Below are 18,824 nucleotides of genomic sequence, written 5' to 3' on the forward strand. Positions count from 1 at the left end.
CATTGGAAGAGGATACTTTGGCGTATTTGCGTAGCTAAATTAGGTCTAAACAGGCAAAACAGGAGTTAGCTTTTTTCCTGATAGCGTCGATATTTTCGTTCAATTTGATGTCCGAATTGTACAGGTCTCCGTAGCTTTCTTTCAGGGCATCCAGTTCCGCAGAGATAAGGCACTTGCCCTCCCCTTCAAGCACATTGGTATAATCCAGTCCCATATCAGAAACAGCCTTCCTGTTGTTCTGAAGAATTCCATAAACGTCCCTGAACTTAATTTTCATCGTCTTGTCCTCCTAATCGTGCTGAGACGGTTTGTGTAGTCTGCTGAGAAGCAGTCCTGAAGACACTGCTTGTTACCTTGAATAGAAGCCTGAAGCCCAGGGGTGGAAGATACGTTAGCATCCATGATGCGTTCTAGCAATGATTCAAGCTGATTCTTGTTCCTGCGAATTACGTCTACCGTGGCGGGCGACACATGCCGCATCGCTTGCTCCATATTCCGGATAGCACTCTCAATCATCTCTACTTGCTCTACTACAACTCCAAGAGTGTAACCATAAGCCCTTTCCATTTTACCCCTCCTAGTAATATGCGTTTAAAGTGTCCTAGCATTTACGATTTACTCCACCTTTAATAGATGACTTCCATTTACCTTTTTTCCAAAGCACGAAGTCATATAGGAGTCTGTTTTTAAAACACCATTCATGGCGTACCTGCATTTTTTTCTTATAGATCTAGTCCTTCGAGCGACGAATCATTTTCTTTGCTTGCTTCTCAGCGGTACGACGGGCGGCTCGGTTATAAGCCATAAATGGGATAGACTTGTCCAACTCCCCTGCTTTAATCAAAGAAGCTACATCAGATATCAACAGTGGGCTATTCCCCAGAATCATTGTGTTTTCGTTTTTGTCCATCATCAGTTTTACCTTCTTTCGTTTGAGGGTCATTGTACCTTTACTTCTTGCCACCCTTCTCACGATAGAACATGCCACCCCTCCATACGGGGTTATCCTCACCACGGAGCACAATAGGTACGAGTTTAATGACGTACAGGTGGATCTATTTTTCGTACTTTTTGTTCTTCTGTCCGTTCTCGTTCACTTCATAGGTAGTCGTTCTCAACTTGTTCGTTGAGTCCTTCAACCTTGGTCTATCCTTTTGACAATGTAACCACTTCTTATGTATGGTGTGACAAACCTCTCAATTAAGAGGGACAGTGTAACCTAGATGGAAGGAGCGAACTTAAAAAATTGGCAGGTACAGTCGGGGTCATCGCATCCGTTAGCGTTAGTGTTCCGATCAGGAAGGATCTCTTGGTGCTCATAGTACCCTTGAGCTACGACCGTGATGATACGGTCTTCATCGTGCATACGTATGATAGCTGAATCTCCTGCTCCGATGAAGTGGAACTTGCCTGCTTCTAGTTCTGCCTGTGCGGCAGAAACCAGACCACCCTGAATCTCTCCGTCGGTAAGTTCTCCGGCATTTCCGAAGTATTCAAAACCCTGTGGGAACAAAGGGACTGCGAAGGCTTCTTCTGACTTAAGTGTTTGTTCAGCTAAAGTGCTTTCTAATTCCTCGACACGTTTCGATAAGTCTTTATTTAACTTGACCGTCTCGTCATAGCGCGCGGCTTTTTGGATGATGGCAAGAAAGTCACCACCGTTCATGCTAGGCACTACAGGGAAACCGAAAGGCTTAAAGGAAATCTGTTTTGTCATTGTTGTTACCTCCGTTGTTTGTTTTACTGTTCCTATAGTGGTCGCTCCATAACAGCTGGTAGTTGCGATTGATTCTGTAACTTCGCCGTTAGTAATACGTGTGAAGCTGGCATTCGGACCCTCAGCTGCATCTTTGTTCTTGCACCTCCCATATAGTTAACGAACAACTAATAGAAGGCCTGGATATTAGCTATTATAGGCTTGGAACGTATGTCATAAACGTGAGTAGCCGCAGAAAAGAGTAAGTCTCGATAGAAATTCGTGCGGGGGTAAAACTCAGCAAAGAAGTACAACCTTAGTGGGCAGGATTCGAACCTATCCAGGCTACTATTAAATAGTTGTGTTATTGGTAGGCTCGGTTGCCTCCTCTTTCACTTCTTTTGCTTGTAATGTCCAGTATGCCACCTTTGTAAAGTGAACCCCTGATACCTCACCCAAGATGTTTTCTACGGCGAATACTTCACCTTCCTTTTGATACTTACGGAATATTTTCTTGTATTCTTCCTGTACGTCTTTAGCCGCTTTGAGGATTATTTCCACAGGCTTATCTACGCCATCCTCGACAATCTTACCTTTAAGCTTAGGGTCAATCTCGAACCATTCCACCCTCTTAACTTCACCGTTGTCAAGGAAAAAATTAGCTGTTATCTGAACCTTCATTCTTAAAGTCACCCTCTTCGTCTGTATACTGGTATTCTTTAAAGTCTTTAATGTGAATCTCAATGCTCTCCATCCATTCACCTTGCTCGTTAAGCATCTGTTCGATCTCCATGAGTTTCTGAAGGTTGTACTTGCTGATCGGAGGAACGATAGATTCCTCACCCTCGTCGTACCGAACCCACCACCTGCGGACAGTCTCGATAGTAAATGTCTGATTGATGAAGTTACCGCAGAGACTGCACCACAGCACCAACGCCTTATCACATTCCATCTCTTCAGGTGTAAAAGAAGAACGTGCCCCACAGTGGGGGCACTTGTTTAAGAATCCTATCATTCATGTCACCTCTCTATAATGGTCAGCGTATGATTAGCGGAGTTACAAAGCCCTTTCTTCAGGTCTTCAAAACTAGCTTTAAACCTTTTACTTATTTGCGCTCTTGTCTGCTAAGCTGTGGGAAGGTTTAATGAAGGATGCCAGCAATGCAATACCTGCAAAGATTTGTGGTAAAGCGGAAGCGGGAATTGCTGTGTGGAAAATAGCACTCAGCGTACCAGCTACGAATGAACCCGCAATGAGTTTTAACCCGAACCCGATAACCCAACCTACCAAGAGAGCAAACAAAGTTTTAAGTAGAATAGTACTAATAATAATTGCTAACGCTCCTGCAACTCCGACTGCTCCTGCCGCACCAATACCCAAACCTGCCAATAACGCTCCGACTACTTTTTTCATTGTCGAATCTCTCCCTTAAAGTATTTGAAGTAGTCATGCTGATCACTTAATGGCTCGTACTTGATTCCGTTATCGGCGGGATACGACTCAGTGTGAATTACTTTTAATTCCTGAATCTCTTTAGGTATTCCATTAGGGTAAGCCGCACAGGTCATGTTCTCCCGTTCGTCCCTATTAAAGTGCTTGCAGAATATGCAAGGAATTGTAATATCCATTATAAAAATCCCCTCTCCATTACTGCCAATTCCATCTCTTTCGTAAACGTGACTGATTGAGTTTCTTCTATATAAAGGCGCTTCACTCAGACAGGCAAGGCAACGTAAGACGCTTTTAGGAAGTTTGCTCCCTCTTACAGAGATATAGTGCTGTTATTAAAGAGATGATTTTATGAAACACATGTTGGCACATCGTTACCACCCCTCACATTTGAATCCACCGTACTGCTCGTACCACTCCCATATCTTCGCATCAATAGGTACTCCAGTTATCTTGGCGGTGAATGTTTCAGGCATCAACTCAATAGGAAACCACTTGGTTGCATAGTTACAAAGGTGGTTCGCAATATACGTCGATTCCGCATTGGTGAGGATTGTCTTCGCTCCATAGTTGTCTGGGTCAAGGGCAGAGTACGTATAGAACTGTTGTGCTCCAATGTTGTGATAATGAAGCCAGTGCCCAATCTCATGAATGACCGTCCTCAGTTTATTAGGAGAGGACTTCTGTCCAGTATCGTATTCCATTTGAGCAATGACATCAGCGTTGGCGTAGTCATACGTCTTACTTACGACAACCTTTCCAGAGGAAGGGTCAAAGTATCCATTCGCACCATTACCGTTCTCAATCTTAATTGTTAGCTTATGCTTCTGAATCATATCAGCGAAGCCGCCGCAGGTATTCAGGAGTAACGCCAATGCTTCGGTCACATAGTTAGCGGCATCAATCTTCTTAGCGAAGTTTACTGACACTCCTAAGTTACTTGCCCACTTCTCAGCTTCAACAACGGAAGTAAACGGTTGCCACGTAACAGGAAGCTGTATGCCACTTTCCGGTGCGTCCGGTGGTTGTTGGTCTTCGGCTGGCTCTTCGGGCGGGTCAGGGTAGTTACCTAAATCAGTTGTTCCGGTGAGTACAAGGTTAACGTCAGGCTCAGTAAGGAAGTGGAACATCAACTCAAGGTTCTTTCCGTCTCCGTGTGGTGTGTGGTACTCGAACAGGAACTCTTTACCTGCCACCACTGGATGCGCTACCTGAAAGTACAAGCCTTCCTCGTAATTCTTGCAATGAATGTTCTTGGCGAGTACCTTTCCGTCCACAGTTAAATTCCAGTAGTCTTCGACGGTATTCATGTTCGTTCTGATGGATACCGCAAAGAACTCAAGGTCATGGGACATTGTGAAGGTATCTTTGATCATCCTATCCCCGTTCGCCTTAGCAGGAACCATGATTGCCCTGCCCACAAAATGAGGGTGAGGTTTGGTAGGGTAGTAGGGTGGGTCTAGTCGCCCACCAACAGCATAACGATCTAACATTACTGACCTCCCTCAGTCTTGGAATCCATTATCTCTGTAATCACCCTAAGACGGAACCCACAGGTTGCTTTGAGGTCCTGGAACTCTTCCATAACTTTATCCTTGTGATGTTTTACAAGTGCCAAGCGCCTAAAAGCATCCTTGTTTTCACGGTATCTGGCCTTCTTTCCCGCAAGATGCGTATCCCTGTGTTCGTGGTATTGCATAATCGCCCTTATTCTCCGGTCACAACAAGTGAATAGATGATTACTGCTACATTTTTTTTGGAATGTCTTACCGCTTTTCTTGCAAACCAAGCCCTGTTTTGCTCTAGGTTTGTAAGGCGCAACGGAGGTCATACCCCCTAGTTCTTTAAAGTCAGTTGTCAAGTTAGACCAATTAATAGTTGAAATTTTGGGTATCACTTTAACTACTCCCATCTGTCGGAGAACTTTGTATAGCAAGTACGGAGGGTGAAGATACCTTCTCTTTTCCATGGCTGGCTTTGTTCTCATATCTTTACGAATTCCTATGTAATCTCTGAGCAATCTCCAACCTTGACCAAGTTTCCGTAACGATAATACTTACTGAAGATGATTAAGCTAATCGTCTTCTCTGACACCCTTTTTCAGAAGAACACCGCCAACAGAGACGTATCTTGAACCAGCGTATTTTTCCTCAGCTACATCGTTCGAGTCATCCCAATGGGCATTCATCTTGTTTACGTCATTGATGGTGTTACCGCCTATGTTAAGCAGAACCTCTTGCAATGGCTCATCACTCATGTGTTTCCTCCTAGTGTAAAATAGTTGGTTCGCCGTTCATCTGCTCAACTTGATTCATGACTTGCATCATCTCTTGAGCGAAGGTGATAATCATTGCTGCTGCTATATCAGAATCGACTTCCTCTTGCCGACCGCCATTCTTAGCGATGTTCTTTGCCGTGTGAGCAACCTTTCCTACGATGATTTCTGTGTATTGTTCTGTTGTCATCTTCATAGCTTGTCGCCTCTTTCTCTATAGTGGTCGCTACATAGTCTCGGATAGTTGCAAAATCAAATTTTCAAGAGTGCGAAAGCAGAAACGCCCATCTTCTTGCTCAGACCTAACTGCCCTTCATAAACAACTCAAGAGTGGATTAAAAATTCAAAGGACGAATACTCGACCGCTCCGTAGTGACGGTCTTCCTTGTTCCGTTCAATGTCTCCGATTCTCATACGCTGAATGTCCCCGCTTTACGTCCAACCTGAAGCTTGTTAGATTGCAGGATGTAAAGGAGTTGAGCAGTTGTCACAGAACCACCGAACTTACTTTCAATCTCACGAGTCAGAACATCTTGAGCACGTTCAGGTCCCGGCAGGATTACGGCAGGTTCTTCGACCAAAGTGTAGCTGTGAATACCGTCACCCAAGTTGTCAACACGAATCTTGTAGCCTTGCTTGTACAGTTCTTGGAGACGTGCCGCCCAACGCTGGCTGATTTCGTACAGTTCGTAGTTAGCCAATCCTTTAGAACCTGCGTTACGCAGTGCGTTCAGCACCATCACTCGTTGAGAAGTACGCTTCTGCTTACTAGGGTTGGATTTTGCTGTTGTCATGTGTCCCTGGCTCCGTTTCGATTGTTTGTTTTGCATTACACTCACAGTAGTCAAGCCATCGACGTAAAAAGGTGCGATAAAATAAAAAGACCCCCGAAAGGATCTTTTAGGTCTTCTTGGCTTGAACTCTTGAGGTTAAGTTAACCATCGCCAGAGTAGGTACAGAAGCCGAAACGGGCGGCTGGACTTGGTATGGCTTATCTCCTATAAAGGCAGTAGCGCCATTACCGGACACCGCTATTGTTACGTTTGCCTCCTTATCTACTGCTTCAATGACAAGCACAGTTCTTGGGTTATCGTCGTGGATACCGCCCACCTTGGCGTAAACAGGGCATCCTGCCGCTGTTAATCTACTTGCGATATGCTGAACCAGTTCGGAGGTTACATGCGTATGGCTGGTCTTATACTCCCCTACGTTTAATGTGATGGGGTAATCCGTTCCGTTGACAGTAACGACGATGTTGTCATTAGCTCCAGTTTTAATCTCTGTGTCTTGTGCAAGAGAAACGTTTCCCCACACCCTAATCCCTGAAGCTGTTGCCATGTTATCACTCCTTTCAGACTTGCTATCTTCAATATAAGGTACTTACCTTAGTTAGTAACAAATAACAAAGAAGCCGTTATTATGTGGCCTCCTCTTCTTCCTCTTCGTCATCCTTCTCAGCAAACATACCGACTTCATACTCTATACCGAACTTGGAAAGCTTCTTCTTAACCTCTTCCTCAAAGATATCTCTCCAATCCAAAGCACCTTCGTTCATAAGACGGATTTGCTCTTGCGAGAAGTTGCCGCCCCAATAAGGAGATACCTCAATATCCGATTTGAATTGGACTCCTGCATCGTTAGGGATAACATTAGCCATTGTATCTGTAATCGCCTTTAGTACGGCTAGGTCAACGGTCTCAGGGGCATCGAAAATCAACTCGTCGTGTACTTGAAGGACAAGGTGGATATCATCCTTCTCAAGTTGAGACACATAGCCGTTAATTACCCACTCACGACGGTTTAAGCACGTAGTTCCGTCTGGTCGTTTAGGGTAGAACAGTTCCACCATCGCCTTCTTGGATTGGTCAGCGCTTGAGCCCTGGATTTTGGCATTACAACTCTGCCGCTTGCACTTTTCAATTTTCCAGTGCCAACCAGAACGCTTCCACAAATCCTCCTGTTTAGCTTCAGCAATGATCTCACCGAATCTGCGTTTGCGTCCAAGAACAGTCTCAATGTAGCCCTTCTCCATAACCTCTTTGTGGGTTGTTCCTTCCCACCTAAGGTAGTTAGGCATGGAGGACTTAAAGCCGTCAATCAGTTCCTTTGCTTCCTCTTTACTGGATTCAATTTGGTCACTTAAGCCCAAGTCCGTAATACCGTAAATTACACCGAATACTACGGACTTGGTTTTCTTACGAAGTAACTCAAAAAATGCGGAAAGGCGTTCAATGGTCAGACGGACAATCTCCGTAGTAGAAGAGTTAGTGCCCTGTTCTTTACTGTTCATATAAGTTATTGCATAGATAAGTTCATGAGAACCTGCATATTTCGTAATCGCTTCATCTACGTTAATGCTGGTCTCTTCTTCTGAATCCCCCTTGTAACCCCGAATCGTCTCGAACATATCATAGTCGAAGCTGTGAATCTGGCATGTTACCCGACTGTGCATATCAAGCCCTAGCTTGAAGATATCAATGAGGGTTTGTTCCTGAGTAAAGATAGCCAACCAGCGCAATTCCTGTTGCGAGAAGTCTCCGCTAACCAGTAGTCTCCCACTAGGGGCACGGAAGGCATAGCGAATCAGGTCAAATTTAGATGGAATTTGCTGAAGGTTTGGTGCTGAACAGGAAACACGTCCAGTCCTTACCAGTTGGTTGTAGGAACAGTGGATGATTCCTTCTACCGTATCGTCAGGAAGCTTATTACAGAAGGCATCAATTAGCTTCGACAGCCCACGGTATTCCAGAATATAGTCGATAATTTTGTGAGTCTTATCACCAAGGGTCACGGTTACCTTCTTATTCCTTGTAAGTACCTTCTTACTTGTAGACAGCTTAGGTACTTTACGCTTTAGGTCTTTGTCGTAAACCATTTCAGCCTCAAGAATCTTATGATCTACGTATAGTTTGCTGGCTAGTTGTGCGGGGGAGCCTAGGTTAAACTCTTCCACTACTTCGTACTCTTCCTTAAACTTAATCCCTTGTCGCTGTCGGGTTCGTGACTTAATAAGAGTAATCGTTCCGCCTAAGACGGCGAAAATATCTGCCTTAAGTTCGTCCAATTTCTCTTGTAGAACCTTACCAATAATATCTTTCAGAAACTTGGAGTCTAGCTCTACTCCCCGTCGTTCTGCTGTAGCAAAAACAGCCAGCAATGGCATCTCAACTTCTCGGAAAAGACGGTAAACGCCGTCAAGTCCAAAAGATGGATTTTCCACAATGCTTTTTTGATATCTGAACACCCAATGAGTCATGAATACGTCATGGCAAGCATAGTAGTTAGCAAGCCTGTGAGGTATACTATCGAATGGAATCTTGTCGAACATGCTACCGAACCTAAAAGTTGGGCGGCTAAGTTCATCATGGCTCAATTTACCTTGCTCGATTAGCCAAGGAAGAGCGTAAGAGTTGTACCATTCTTTCAGACCTTTTGGTTTATTTTCGTTTAATAAACTGCCCATAATTATCGTGTCCCAATGAATATTAAACGTAATGTCAATATCTGCCCAATTCTTGAGTGCGTGAATGTCAAACTTTGCATTTGCCATGACAATCATATCTTCTTCTTCTAACAATGGTTTAAGGGCGGTTGATACCGCGTCAAATGACAAACATTCAACATTTATCGACATTTCATGTAAAAAAGGGCGCATGGGTATATTAAAATACTCTTCTGATTCAAAACCTATGGAAATTGAGATTAAAGTGTCCCGCCAGTTGTTTAGTCCATAAGTTTCAGTGTCGAGATAGACATAGGCATCGCCTTGATACATCGTTTTATATGCTTTGTAGTAGTTGACTAATCGCTGAAGTAGCTCAGGAGTATTGATGAGCGTGTAATTGTCAGGCATGACGATCGATGCTTCTACGTCTAAGATTTTCTGTTCTTTCTTAGTGAGTTTCTTCGCCTTTTTAACTATTTCTGTATTCCTAGTGCGTGTGGTTCGGGCAGACTTCTTTTCGCCCTTAGTTAAAATATTGATGACTTCGTTATCTGACATACTCACACTCCCTATAGATATGAAAATAACGTTGTGATGGATATTATTGACTGTCGTGTTTAAATAGGGTATTTAATAACCAGGGTCGTCTCAGCTCCTTACTCATTACAGATTAGAATGGAAGTTTGCGTTGTGTTGCAGGTACTCCTTGTTGCTCATAGGCTGACTGAACACCTTGTGGTGCATGATTATAAACGTTAGGTTGAGTCTGGGCTCCTGCTACTAACGCTTGCATGAAAACTGCAATCTCGTCTGGGCTATGTGGTGTAACTTGCGGTGTAATATCAGGCATCTGGTCGATTAATTCTTGCGTCGGGAAGTCCAGAACAGGTTTTCCAGCTTCAGGGTTTGTCACATAGCGGCGGGCACTGTAGGCAGTGTCGGAAGCACCTTTACCAGTACGATAAAGGTTTACAAAGTTCTTAGTAGGGTCGCACTCGTCAAGATTGAATTCTTGGTTCAACTTTTGAACATGAGACTTAGCCAAAGAGACGAATTTGACTCTCTTCTCTATAGGGTCATACACACGGAACTTAATCCGCAATGCAGGATATTTGGAAGGGTTTGCTTTGCAAAGTGGGCAAATGTCTTTGCCAGGGCAACGAATGTATTTAGGTGTCAGACCGGATTCATAGTGCTCACGGATACCGAGCAGGTCTTCAAACCAGTCAATGAAGAGCATAGTCATCGGCTTTCCTTCTTCAAAAGTAATGAATTCTGCACCGCCAGAGAGAATTGCTCCAAGACCACGAACGACTGTGTTAGACATAATGTGTTTCCTCCAATGTAATTTGTACCTGAGGTTCGCTGACCTCTTACTATTAGTCGTCGTTCCATCTTTTCAAAAAGGAGCGAAAGACTTTTCAAGAATTGGATACGATATATTTCAAAGAGATTTAATCTTCTTTTAATATTTCTTCCTTAATATTAGTAGTGTATTTATACCTTTGGATATCTACGTTATTTGCTTCAACTACTAAAGGATCGGGTAATTAATATGATCTGTAAAATTATAGATTTGTTACAAAACCTATTTTAATTGCACTGTTTTACAACATAGTGTATTGACACTACTCTAAGTCCAGTTGTAGAATGTTTCTATGAGAAATTCGAAAGATATATAGGAGCAGTTAAAGGTTTTTTAGGCAAAGTATGTTATACTTTATAAGAGAGAAATATTGAAGCTAAAAACTCCTAAGACACTCTTACTAATATCTATCTATGTATATCTTCTAAGGTAGGTAAATTAGGGTGTTACCCCTGACATAATTTTTTTAACGTTTTCATCGCACGGGAAGCATGGGACTTGTTCAAGCCAAGTAAGTTAGAAATCTCTGTTGGCTTCATATCTATCCCTTCCTCTGTGAAGAGCATGAAATCAATGATTCGACGTTGTTGCGGTGTAAACATACAGAGGTTGTTCAAGTAATCCGTTTTTACGTCAGACAGTCCATAGCCTATCTCTTCAGTTGCGTACGAGAAGTAATCGATAGTTGAACCATATTCTTCATCTGCCCCATCGCAAAAATTAACAGAGGTGCTGTTTTTGCTAATCATACGGTTGTTTTTGCGGTAGTAGTCAAATACTGCACGTTGAACGACAGTGTGAGAGAATGTGAAGATATCTTTCTTAACTTTTCCTTTGTCGATGGCTGTAAGAATACGAAGCACGGCTTCTGATTGAACTTCTTCACGGTCTTCACTTCTCACGCCTTTCAGTATAAATTTGAAGATAGGTGTTAAGGATTCGATATCGAAGTTCGATATCGTTGTTTGAGTTGTCATGGTTAATATTCCTCCAATGGTTTCATGTATAATGTGTTGCCAGTAATATCAGAGGTCGTTGCTTCATCTGAGTAAGATGCGACTAAATTTGTATAGAATTTTGCTTACTGGAACATTGACCCGATTAGGTTCACGTTGTAGGTGTCGAGACGGTCTAGTAAACAAGCATTAAGCAGTTCATTGCTGTCTTTGAGCGCAGGAAAGCTAGGGTAGCGTACACGGTTCACAACGAACCCTGCCCTATCCAGTAAGATTGCGGCGTCTTGCATTCCCTTCTCGCCCGCTTTATCGTTGTCTAGCATCAAATCAATTTCCTCGATGCCAGCCAACTGCAACTCCCGAATTTGATTCCTGAAAAGAATACGTCCGTTAATCGAGATTGCGGGGATATCCACCTGATAGTTGGACATACAGTCAATAGGTGATTCGACCATCCTGACTCGCCTAATTCGGTGTTTCGTGGTTCTAAGTGTGTTAATGAAATGGAGACCAAAAATAATATCTTTCTTTATTGCGCTGCCTTCATTAATGAACTTAGTACCGTGATAGCTGTTGCCTATCTTTCTCTTCTGTACAAAACGGAGTTCTCCGGATCTCGTCCTCTGAGGGAATACAATTGTCGCAGTTGCAGTGTCAACACAGATTTCGTAGGTTTCGAGGGTTCTGTCATTAAATCCCCTAGAATGCATGTAATTTATGCCAGTCTGGTAGAGTAGTTCATTACTAGCCCTCGAATCTTTCATCCTAGTAAGAACGCTCTCTTCAAGGTGGGGAATAACGTACTTGTTCCTGCGATTATCTATGAAGTCAACCATATCGAACGTTCTTCGTTTTTCTTCCTCGATGATATAGGTAGAAAGCAAAACTTTAATGCCCTCTCCTTCATTCAGGTCAAGAGCGTTCTCTATTAAAGTGTCTATTGTTCCTAAGTAGCCACAAAAAAAGCAGTTACAGTGATAGGGCGGTTCTTTAGAGATGCCAAAAGATGCCCTTGTTTCGGAATGTAATGGACAGCAACTCATGACCCATTCCCCCGTATCATTCAGTCCTGTGAATGCTTTAGGGTTACTTAGAACCTTCGAGAGATGCTGATAAGAGAACCTGAGTTCATCTGTCAACTCTTCAGGATCAATGTACAAGGATTCAAGAATCTCAATATTGGGACCCTCTTGTTTGAGAGAGAGATTAATCACTTCCCTTTCCCCCTATCTGGGCGAAACCGGGAGAGTGGGTTTCTATCTCGTCCTCATGAACATCAACGTGAACGTTGAAAAAGTTAGGGAAGTATTGGCAGTGAGCCGTTAACTCCTTACTCTCCTTATACGCTCCTAAGCTGATAGAGTTAAGGTACAGTTGTACCCACATGGGCTAGTCCCTCCCTCTCTTAGAAGTATTGTTCGTTAATGGAATCATCCAGGATAGAGACGATACCAGAGTCGAAGTCGTAGCGCACAAGGAACGATTGTCCGCTTGCATTTTCACGATTTTTTATGACCAAGATTCTAAAGGTGTTGTCACTCACTTTTACTATAGAGATGCCCTTTGAAGCATCCTGTACGATGGCGAAGGTTTCCCCAATATCTCCGGCATCAACGTTCTCCGTAATGTCCTTCTTTACTTTCTTAAGGGCATCGCGGTTCGCTTGAGCGACAACTATTGCGGGCTTACCAGTATCGAGAATTAAGTCTCTAACTCCTGCCGAAACATCATACAGGCGCTGTCTAAGGTCGCCGCTCCCCCGTGAGGGAAGTCGTAACTTTGATAATTGGTCGAGTGTCCAACGATTGTGTCCTTCTCGTTCGAGTATCCGGTGGATTTCGTCGAGCGTGTAAGGTTTGCCTCCATTACTCTTAAGGTCGTAAATTACCATGTCTTTCTTCTTCTGCTTAAGGCGGTCAATAAACTCCGTATAAGCATCTCTCTTTTCGTTAGAGAGCGTACCGCGTGTTAGAGCAAGCCGTGACACTTTGGCAAGTGTATTGTCCCAGTTATGGGCAATTTCTGACGCTCTTTGCTCCAAGGCGAAGTAGGCTGGATAGTCATTATCTAATGTACTGTTCCATGCCGCTGACATCATAAAGGATGATATGAGGGTCTTCCCCATGTTTGTTGGCGCAAACACGAGAAAGTAATCGACCGCCCCATCTGTGTATTCAAGTCCGTTGGTCGCTAAATCTAGCGGCTTGAATCCAGTAGTCATTCCTATGATTTCATCTTTTGCCCTACCGTGGATTTTGTCATAAGCATCGAGACGTTGTTGAGCATTTTCGATGTAGGAGTAGCCCTGACCCCTTAAGCCGATAGACTTCAGAAATCTTCCTGCTTCCATCTGAAGTTGCTGAATAGCCGCTGTCGTTTCCTTTTTGGCGAAAGTCTCCGAAGCAGATACCAGTATCGGTTTGAACTCCCTATAAAGAAAGTCCTCCCTCACCGCTCGCACAACGTGGTCGATGTTCTCCAATTCCACCAACTCAAACGTATTAAACTTGTTCATTACCGTCTCTATCGTTGGCAAGTATGCGTTTTTCTTTTTGAAGCCTTTGACGTACTCGAAGGTTTCTTTGTGTACCTGAAAGTAGTCCTCAGTAATACCTGCATCCTCGACAACGCCCCACTCTTTAACGTTTAGGATGTGGTTGAGTAGCTGAAGTTCTTCGATTGCCGCCATTGTGTTCCCTCCCAATTTCCGATTACACTCTTAGTAGTCGAGTCATCTACGGAAAAAGGTGCGGCGTGATTCCAGCTAAGGCTCTATGTGACTTCATTTCCCTCATCAATTATGTACAAGTCAGACTTGTCCTCCTGACCAATTTTCAATAACAACACCCTTTATGGGGATTCCCCCCCTAATTTCAGGATAAAACATAATATTTCTTCCGCCGGCAAATTTAATCCTATATTATGGAAATAGAAAGGACTCACCGAATACAATTAGAGAAGTAATTGTATTCGGTGAGTCCTTACGGGTTTTCATGTAGTGACAGTGCTTGAGGTAGGTCATGCGATCAGCGCAACTAAGTTGTCTGATCAATGCTCCTTTGGACTGTTTTCGCTTGCCTCTCTAAGTTCGTATCGAGCTGTTATGAGCTGTATCACAACATATATAGAGTCTCTTTCAACTATGTTGTTCACAAATAGCTCGACAATAGGTATATCTTCACTAAACACGTCAACAAACGCTCCACTTAAATTTAGTATTTGTAGGTATTATCTTCTCTTCTGTCTCTACCGCCCAATGGAATGACCATCGTATTGTAAAGCATTCGAGATACAACCATGTCTCCAAGCATGTCATCTTGACGTAATATGGAATCAGGGAAATTGCTTGTAAAGATTGTACTTTTCTGTTCTTCTTTACGGAAGTCAATAACATCATAGATCAGGTCTCGAATGATTGGGGTGATTCGACCGCTCCCGATATCATCTAGTATTAGTAGCGGAACGTCATTCATGTGGTTGAGTTCTCGGTGAGCTTCGTAGGTAAACTTCTCGTCATTACGAGTGTAAATATCCCGCTGACGGTTAGCCCAAGCTCCAAATTTTACATACATTCCCACAGGGGTTTCATAATCAAACCATTGTGGGTCACGACAAACTTTGTAAATAAATTCATTAAGAACGGCATTGGCTGTCCATGATTTACCTGTACCTTTGCCCCTGTTAATCAAGGCAAGGTTCGTACCTGAAGTGACAAAACCTACTGAATTAGATAGCAAGTCCTTCAGGATGGTTGCAAAGTCAGCGTTGTCCGAATCCTCAACGTAGTTGTGCAGGTTGGCAGTACGGTACTCCTTGGGGATTTTAGCCAAGCCGATAGCCTTTTCCAGTTTATCGTAGCCCACACAATAGGTGAGCGTATGCTCGGGCGGCAACTTCACTTCACCGCTACGAAGTTTGCACCAGTCCTTTACCACACAGGTTTCACATGTGCTAAACAGTTCTGTCTTTGCTTCAGTCAATATACTCATTAGTTACCTCCTTTAATCCTCTTCAGGAAGTCTTCAGCAGACATGCCGCTCTTTGCCTGTACGGTAGTTTCAACCATTTCCTTCTTCTCTTGCGCCTCGATATAGAACGGTTTCTTGCCTTTCTCGACGAACAAATCAATCTCTGCCGCCCGTCCTGAGGTACAGAACCACTCAAGGGATTGATTGTCGTATCCAATTTGGAAAAAGGCATTAATTCTTAGCTTAATTAGCGCCTTGTTGCCGTCAACATTCTTGAGCAAGCGCCCAATCATTCCACGGTGTTTACTTCGGGCGGTTTCGTGTGTTCTGCCTGTAGCGTCAATAAACTTCTCGTAGAAGTATTGAACGAAGTTGTCGTTCTTCCATCGGTCAATGTCATCAGGCAGGGAGAACCTGCTTTTCCCTTCCCCAAAGTTGCCCGCTTTTTCAACAGTGCCACCTAGAACGTTTCTCATTACTTCCTTTGTCGCAGGTTGGTCGGAGATATCAGGCTTCGCCTTTCCAGCGTACGGTCGGTTGAACAGATCGTCACCTTCCTTCTTCACCCTGCTTAAAAGGGTCTCACGTATATGTGATTCAGTCTCAGCATCGACAGGAATCTCCCGAAAGATGATTCCCTCTTTGTCAAGCTTCTCAAGCATCTTAATGAAGCATTCGTATACATCTTCGTATAGGCATACCTCAACTTCTTTGTACACTGAATTTACAGTCCGCCAGAACATTTCGGATACATGTAGATGGTCAATCTTGTCTATGTCCATCAGATAGTAGGAGTTCGTCTTCCGATTACCGTTACGTTCCTTCAGGATGAACCCCTTCTCGCAGAGTTCGTCAATGTACTTGATTGCCGTTTTCTTGGTGCAGTTGCAAGCCATAGCAATTCGTGATACGGCAGGAAATGCTTCTCTTCCGTTCTCAAAAACGTACTTGGATATCACGCCGTAGGCTATCTTAGACGTGTCCGATAATTCCAAACAAGAAACCACCATGTTCGGCAGTTGCACATGCCCTCTGTTTTCAGAGTCACGGTAAACGAATTGCTTTTCGCTAGATACTATCACCTGTCCTTTGTATTGCCCCATTGTTAAATCATCTCCCTGCTCTAAGTGGTCGGCGCAAGTATTAACAAAGTTGCGGGAGATGTTACGTCCAGCCCCTTCCCTGAATGACTTCGGCGTGCGACCCTTAGGCGTAAACTTACTGATAATACTTGTGGTATTCAGTAATAAGATTGGACATATTGACCATCTCACCTGGCTTCCTTTAGAGAAGGGGATGTCACGTTGTTCACGTGTATGACTCCGTTGATAGCACAGTGGATAAGGCATATAGCTGTATGTCGCATATGTCTCAACCCCTCTGTTATCAATAGTCGATCTAAAACTATCGAAATAGATGTTCGCTTGAAGGCGGGACTTTATTAACCGATTACGTGTACTCCTATTGCTCGAAGTTCTTTAATGAATTTGGAGTACGTTGTGTTAGTGAAGGTAAAGAGTTCGGTTCCTCCAGACGATGCAAAGAGAGCTGCCAATCCTATTCCCTTTTAATTCCTAATTTCTTCAGCCAATCACTCAGATAGTTATCCCCACGGGACGCTAGTAAGCCAGCGGCTACTTTAGATGAGTATGCGGCAATTCCGGTAAGTCCGAATGGATTAAGTCCGAATGCAAATGCCAGTCCCACGCCTACTATAATAGAAACTGCATACGTGCCTGTATCCTTAATAGGCATTACTTTCTTGATGACTTCCGTGAATGCTTCTGTTAAGCCTGCCACAAGCATCCACAGACCGAATGCACCTACTGCTGTAGCCAATACTCCAGTTAATGTTACCATTATTTCTTCACCGCCCTAGCAATCAGGATTGTGTTCAGGAACGCCAGTTCAGAAGCAGTCAGCGTACCATTCTTGGCTTTGGTAATCCAAGCTTCGTCCGTAAAGAACCCTTTATCCTTAAAGTCTGTCAGGTTCTTTACAAGCATGTCTAATGCCCACTTATCAAGCTTCATAGGTTCATCGTCCTCCGATACTTCAGTTTTAGTTGGTGATTCAGGCGTACTGCAATCCTTCAGTTCAGCCGCCACATCGTTTAGGAATTGAGCCTTACTGATTCCCATAATTTTCAAAGCGTTCTTGTACGGGTCAGACTTGCGGTTCGGATCAAGCTCGTTGTGGCCTGAAATCCGTTTCAAGGGATTCAATCCGTACTTGTTACATAAATACGCGCTATACCACACGAACCGTTTGTAAGCTTCTTGATTATTAATGCTCCCCTTCTTATTGGAGTAACACAGTTCTACGCCGATTGCGTGGTCATTGGAGTCAAAGCCGTAAAGGTCATTGTCTGTAGTGACGTTATACAACACGTGCCAAGCCTTCTCAGTGAGTGGCACACACTCAATGATGACCTCATCATCAATAAAGGTATGTGCCGAAGCACTCTCGACGTTGGCAGAGTTCGTATAGTAATTCACGTTACCTACCGCTGTACTGCCGTCATTGCCAGTGTCATGCGCCACGATAAAGTCAATTCCTCGGTTCTTGATGCCTGAACGTCTCTTCGTATTGACTGGTATGTATTTCTGTACAATGGAATACTTCATCTTGAAAGCCATCTAGTTCACCCTTTCTATTAAATCTTCGGGGTGCTATCCCCTAGCTTTTCCTCCGCGATACTATAGACACTTTCTACTTGAGAATTACCAGGAACGGTCATGGTAGTTTCTGTATTGGTAGTTTTGAACTCCCTCACTGTCTGTACTGCGAATACCCCGCCCACGATGGTCATAACGACAGGGCTAAGGCTTCCTATCATCTCAATCGAGACGGAGCTGACCGCTACCCCGAAGAAAGGTGCAAAGAATATAATAAGCAGGAACAGTGCAAATAGACCGCCAAACAGTACCATTAGAAAATCCTTAGCGGAGAAGCCGTCATTGTCGTTCCAGAATGCGTTCTTCACAAACTTCACCATCTTAGCGCACGTCTCCCCTCCGTCTTGAGAGTTGAGCCACTAATTGCTCTACCTTGATATTCAGCAGCCTGTTCTCACTAATCAATTCCATGTTTTCCTGTCGAAGCGTGATGACTTCGTTGCTTAGTCTCTCAATCTTTTCTTCCGAAGCTGTGAGACGTTCAATCAACTTTTCACGGAAGGCCTGTTCGTCCTTGGAGAGCAATTCTCTATCCGTTACCTTGTTATTGTTTTTGCCGCTGGCGTAGCCGATTACACCGGATACAGCAGTACCAACGAGGCCAGCGATTGCTGTAATTACACCTACGTCCATATCGATCACCTGACCTTTTCATTCTGTTTGTGGCACGTTAATAAGTCACATAATAATCCGGTGTATATTGTGTGACTATAGACAACGGGATGTGATGGAATAATGAATGATGTTGGAACGTTCCTACTCTACCTGCAAACAGATAAGAACTCGTCCGAATTGACCATAGAAACCTCTGCTACCACATCTTCCTTCACAAATTTCGCCACCCACATGTATAACACTAGTTGTGACATGGCTTCTGTTCGGAATTATCTCGTTCACACAGAAATAGCCGCAACCAAGATTTATGCCAAGGTATCTCAGAAAAATGGGTAGGAAAAACAAGAAAGTTTCATCCTCTTGCAACTACAATAT

The 18,824-nt window shown here is 43.6% G+C and carries 24 protein-coding genes; all 24 read right to left on the bottom strand.

The window, feature by feature from the left end:
* Window positions 1-34: 34 nt before the first annotated feature.
* Window positions 35-277, bottom strand: a complete 243-nt coding sequence (locus BMW94_RS15715; RefSeq protein ID WP_090807139.1) for a hypothetical protein — start codon at window positions 275-277, stop codon at window positions 35-37.
* Window positions 274-567, bottom strand: a complete 294-nt coding sequence (locus BMW94_RS15720; RefSeq protein WP_090999792.1) for a hypothetical protein — start codon at window positions 565-567, stop codon at window positions 274-276. Before BMW94_RS15720 ends, BMW94_RS15715 begins: the two co-directional genes overlap by 4 nt.
* Window positions 568-730: 163 nt before the next feature.
* On the bottom strand, window positions 731-913 hold the full coding sequence (locus BMW94_RS15725) for a hypothetical protein (RefSeq protein ID WP_175480720.1): 183 nt from the start codon (window positions 911-913) through the stop codon (window positions 731-733).
* A gap of 306 nt (window positions 914-1,219) precedes the next feature.
* A complete protein-coding gene (locus BMW94_RS15730; protein ID WP_090999794.1) occupies window positions 1,220-1,717 on the bottom strand; it encodes a hypothetical protein in 498 nt (165 codons plus the stop codon).
* A gap of 330 nt (window positions 1,718-2,047) precedes the next feature.
* Window positions 2,048-2,377 (bottom strand): hypothetical protein, encoded by a 330-nt coding sequence (locus BMW94_RS15735; protein WP_090999795.1) that lies wholly within the window; start codon window positions 2,375-2,377, stop codon window positions 2,048-2,050.
* Window positions 2,355-2,711, bottom strand: coding sequence for a hypothetical protein (locus BMW94_RS15740; protein ID WP_090999796.1), 357 nt, complete (start codon window positions 2,709-2,711; stop codon window positions 2,355-2,357). The genes BMW94_RS15735 and BMW94_RS15740 overlap by 23 nt, the downstream gene beginning before the upstream one ends.
* 87 nt (window positions 2,712-2,798) lie before the next feature.
* On the bottom strand, window positions 2,799-3,110 hold the full coding sequence (locus BMW94_RS15745; protein WP_090807151.1) for a hypothetical protein: 312 nt from the start codon (window positions 3,108-3,110) through the stop codon (window positions 2,799-2,801).
* A gap of 410 nt (window positions 3,111-3,520) precedes the next feature.
* Window positions 3,521-4,501, bottom strand: a complete 981-nt coding sequence (locus BMW94_RS15755; RefSeq protein ID WP_244192724.1) for a hypothetical protein — start codon at window positions 4,499-4,501, stop codon at window positions 3,521-3,523.
* Between the two features lie 137 nt (window positions 4,502-4,638).
* Complete coding sequence (locus BMW94_RS15760; protein WP_090999798.1) at window positions 4,639-5,133, bottom strand: hypothetical protein; 495 nt, start codon at window positions 5,131-5,133, stop codon at window positions 4,639-4,641.
* Between the two features lie 87 nt (window positions 5,134-5,220).
* Entirely contained in the window at window positions 5,221-5,403 is a 183-nt protein-coding gene (locus tag BMW94_RS15765; RefSeq protein ID WP_090999800.1) for a hypothetical protein, read from the bottom strand.
* Between the two features lie 10 nt (window positions 5,404-5,413).
* Entirely contained in the window at window positions 5,414-5,617 is a 204-nt protein-coding gene (locus tag BMW94_RS15770; protein ID WP_090807160.1) for a hypothetical protein, read from the bottom strand.
* Window positions 5,618-5,831: 214 nt separating this feature from the next.
* Window positions 5,832-6,260: a hypothetical protein gene (locus BMW94_RS15775; protein WP_146218468.1), complete on the bottom strand. Its 429-nt coding sequence runs from the start codon at window positions 6,258-6,260 to the stop codon at window positions 5,832-5,834.
* A 61-nt stretch (window positions 6,261-6,321) separates the two neighbouring features.
* Window positions 6,322-6,759, bottom strand: coding sequence for a hypothetical protein (locus BMW94_RS15780; protein WP_090807164.1), 438 nt, complete (start codon window positions 6,757-6,759; stop codon window positions 6,322-6,324).
* A 79-nt stretch (window positions 6,760-6,838) separates the two neighbouring features.
* A complete protein-coding gene (locus tag BMW94_RS15785) occupies window positions 6,839-9,424 on the bottom strand; it encodes a DNA polymerase (protein ID WP_090999803.1) in 2,586 nt (861 codons plus the stop codon).
* Window positions 9,425-9,536: 112 nt separating this feature from the next.
* Window positions 9,537-10,193 carry a hypothetical protein gene (locus BMW94_RS15790; RefSeq protein ID WP_090999806.1) on the bottom strand — a complete coding sequence of 219 codons (657 nt, stop codon included), beginning with the start codon at window positions 10,191-10,193 and terminating at the stop codon, window positions 9,537-9,539.
* A gap of 485 nt (window positions 10,194-10,678) precedes the next feature.
* Window positions 10,679-11,209: a sigma-70 family RNA polymerase sigma factor gene (locus BMW94_RS15795; RefSeq protein ID WP_090999808.1), complete on the bottom strand. Its 531-nt coding sequence runs from the start codon at window positions 11,207-11,209 to the stop codon at window positions 10,679-10,681.
* Window positions 11,210-11,313: 104 nt separating this feature from the next.
* The gene (locus BMW94_RS15800; protein ID WP_254790250.1) at window positions 11,314-12,402 is read right to left on the bottom strand and encodes a toprim domain-containing protein; all 1,089 of its coding nucleotides are present in this window, start codon (window positions 12,400-12,402) and stop codon (window positions 11,314-11,316) included.
* A gap of 191 nt (window positions 12,403-12,593) precedes the next feature.
* Entirely contained in the window at window positions 12,594-13,877 is a 1,284-nt protein-coding gene (locus tag BMW94_RS15810) for a DnaB-like helicase C-terminal domain-containing protein (protein ID WP_090999812.1), read from the bottom strand.
* A gap of 523 nt (window positions 13,878-14,400) precedes the next feature.
* The gene (locus BMW94_RS15815; protein ID WP_090999814.1) at window positions 14,401-15,177 is read right to left on the bottom strand and encodes an ATP-binding protein; all 777 of its coding nucleotides are present in this window, start codon (window positions 15,175-15,177) and stop codon (window positions 14,401-14,403) included.
* Window positions 15,177-16,259, bottom strand: coding sequence for a helix-turn-helix domain-containing protein (locus BMW94_RS15820; protein ID WP_175480721.1), 1,083 nt, complete (start codon window positions 16,257-16,259; stop codon window positions 15,177-15,179). Before BMW94_RS15820 ends, BMW94_RS15815 begins: the two co-directional genes overlap by 1 nt.
* 454 nt (window positions 16,260-16,713) lie before the next feature.
* Window positions 16,714-17,016, bottom strand: coding sequence for a hypothetical protein (locus tag BMW94_RS15825; RefSeq protein WP_175480722.1), 303 nt, complete (start codon window positions 17,014-17,016; stop codon window positions 16,714-16,716).
* Window positions 17,016-17,795 (bottom strand): peptidoglycan recognition protein family protein, encoded by a 780-nt coding sequence (locus BMW94_RS15830; RefSeq protein WP_090999819.1) that lies wholly within the window; start codon window positions 17,793-17,795, stop codon window positions 17,016-17,018. Before BMW94_RS15830 ends, BMW94_RS15825 begins: the two co-directional genes overlap by 1 nt.
* Window positions 17,796-17,812: 17 nt before the next feature.
* The gene (locus BMW94_RS15835) at window positions 17,813-18,154 is read right to left on the bottom strand and encodes a hypothetical protein (RefSeq protein WP_090999821.1); all 342 of its coding nucleotides are present in this window, start codon (window positions 18,152-18,154) and stop codon (window positions 17,813-17,815) included.
* 1 nt (window position 18,155) lies between these two features.
* Entirely contained in the window at window positions 18,156-18,467 is a 312-nt protein-coding gene (locus BMW94_RS15840; protein WP_090807185.1) for a hypothetical protein, read from the bottom strand.
* Between the last annotated feature and the right edge of the window lie 357 nt (window positions 18,468-18,824).

This window comes from Paenibacillus sp. OK003, from assembly GCF_900109515.1.
GTDB lineage: Bacteria > Bacillota > Bacilli > Paenibacillales > Paenibacillaceae > Paenibacillus > Paenibacillus marchantiae.

Bases quoted from the DNA above. Each gene is read 5' to 3' on its own strand.
- BMW94_RS15715 (WP_090807139.1), bottom strand. From the start codon at position 277: ATGAAAATTAAGTTCAGGGACGTTTATGGAATTCTTCAGAACAACAGG.
- BMW94_RS15720 (WP_090999792.1), bottom strand. From the start codon at position 567: ATGGAAAGGGCTTATGGTTACACTCTTGGAGTTGTAGTAGAGCAAGTA.
- BMW94_RS15725 (WP_175480720.1), bottom strand. From the start codon at position 913: ATGATGGACAAAAACGAAAACACAATGATTCTGGGGAATAGCCCACTG.
- BMW94_RS15730 (WP_090999794.1), bottom strand. From the start codon at position 1,717: ATGACAAAACAGATTTCCTTTAAGCCTTTCGGTTTCCCTGTAGTGCCT.
- BMW94_RS15735 (WP_090999795.1), bottom strand. From the start codon at position 2,377: ATGAAGGTTCAGATAACAGCTAATTTTTTCCTTGACAACGGTGAAGTT.
- BMW94_RS15740 (WP_090999796.1), bottom strand. From the start codon at position 2,711: ATGATAGGATTCTTAAACAAGTGCCCCCACTGTGGGGCACGTTCTTCT.
- BMW94_RS15745 (WP_090807151.1), bottom strand. From the start codon at position 3,110: ATGAAAAAAGTAGTCGGAGCGTTATTGGCAGGTTTGGGTATTGGTGCG.
- BMW94_RS15755 (WP_244192724.1), bottom strand. From the start codon at position 4,501: ATGTCCCATGACCTTGAGTTCTTTGCGGTATCCATCAGAACGAACATG.
- BMW94_RS15760 (WP_090999798.1), bottom strand. From the start codon at position 5,133: ATGAGAACAAAGCCAGCCATGGAAAAGAGAAGGTATCTTCACCCTCCG.
- BMW94_RS15765 (WP_090999800.1), bottom strand. From the start codon at position 5,403: ATGAGTGATGAGCCATTGCAAGAGGTTCTGCTTAACATAGGCGGTAAC.
- BMW94_RS15770 (WP_090807160.1), bottom strand. From the start codon at position 5,617: ATGAAGATGACAACAGAACAATACACAGAAATCATCGTAGGAAAGGTT.
- BMW94_RS15780 (WP_090807164.1), bottom strand. From the start codon at position 6,759: ATGGCAACAGCTTCAGGGATTAGGGTGTGGGGAAACGTTTCTCTTGCA.
- BMW94_RS15785 (WP_090999803.1), bottom strand. From the start codon at position 9,424: ATGTCAGATAACGAAGTCATCAATATTTTAACTAAGGGCGAAAAGAAG.
- BMW94_RS15790 (WP_090999806.1), bottom strand. From the start codon at position 10,193: ATGTCTAACACAGTCGTTCGTGGTCTTGGAGCAATTCTCTCTGGCGGT.
- BMW94_RS15795 (WP_090999808.1), bottom strand. From the start codon at position 11,209: ATGACAACTCAAACAACGATATCGAACTTCGATATCGAATCCTTAACA.
- BMW94_RS15810 (WP_090999812.1), bottom strand. From the start codon at position 13,877: ATGGCGGCAATCGAAGAACTTCAGCTACTCAACCACATCCTAAACGTT.
- BMW94_RS15815 (WP_090999814.1), bottom strand. From the start codon at position 15,177: ATGAGTATATTGACTGAAGCAAAGACAGAACTGTTTAGCACATGTGAA.
- BMW94_RS15820 (WP_175480721.1), bottom strand. From the start codon at position 16,259: ATGGGGCAATACAAAGGACAGGTGATAGTATCTAGCGAAAAGCAATTC.
- BMW94_RS15825 (WP_175480722.1), bottom strand. From the start codon at position 17,016: ATGGTAACATTAACTGGAGTATTGGCTACAGCAGTAGGTGCATTCGGT.
- BMW94_RS15830 (WP_090999819.1), bottom strand. From the start codon at position 17,795: ATGGCTTTCAAGATGAAGTATTCCATTGTACAGAAATACATACCAGTC.
- BMW94_RS15835 (WP_090999821.1), bottom strand. From the start codon at position 18,154: ATGGTGAAGTTTGTGAAGAACGCATTCTGGAACGACAATGACGGCTTC.
- BMW94_RS15840 (WP_090807185.1), bottom strand. From the start codon at position 18,467: ATGGACGTAGGTGTAATTACAGCAATCGCTGGCCTCGTTGGTACTGCT.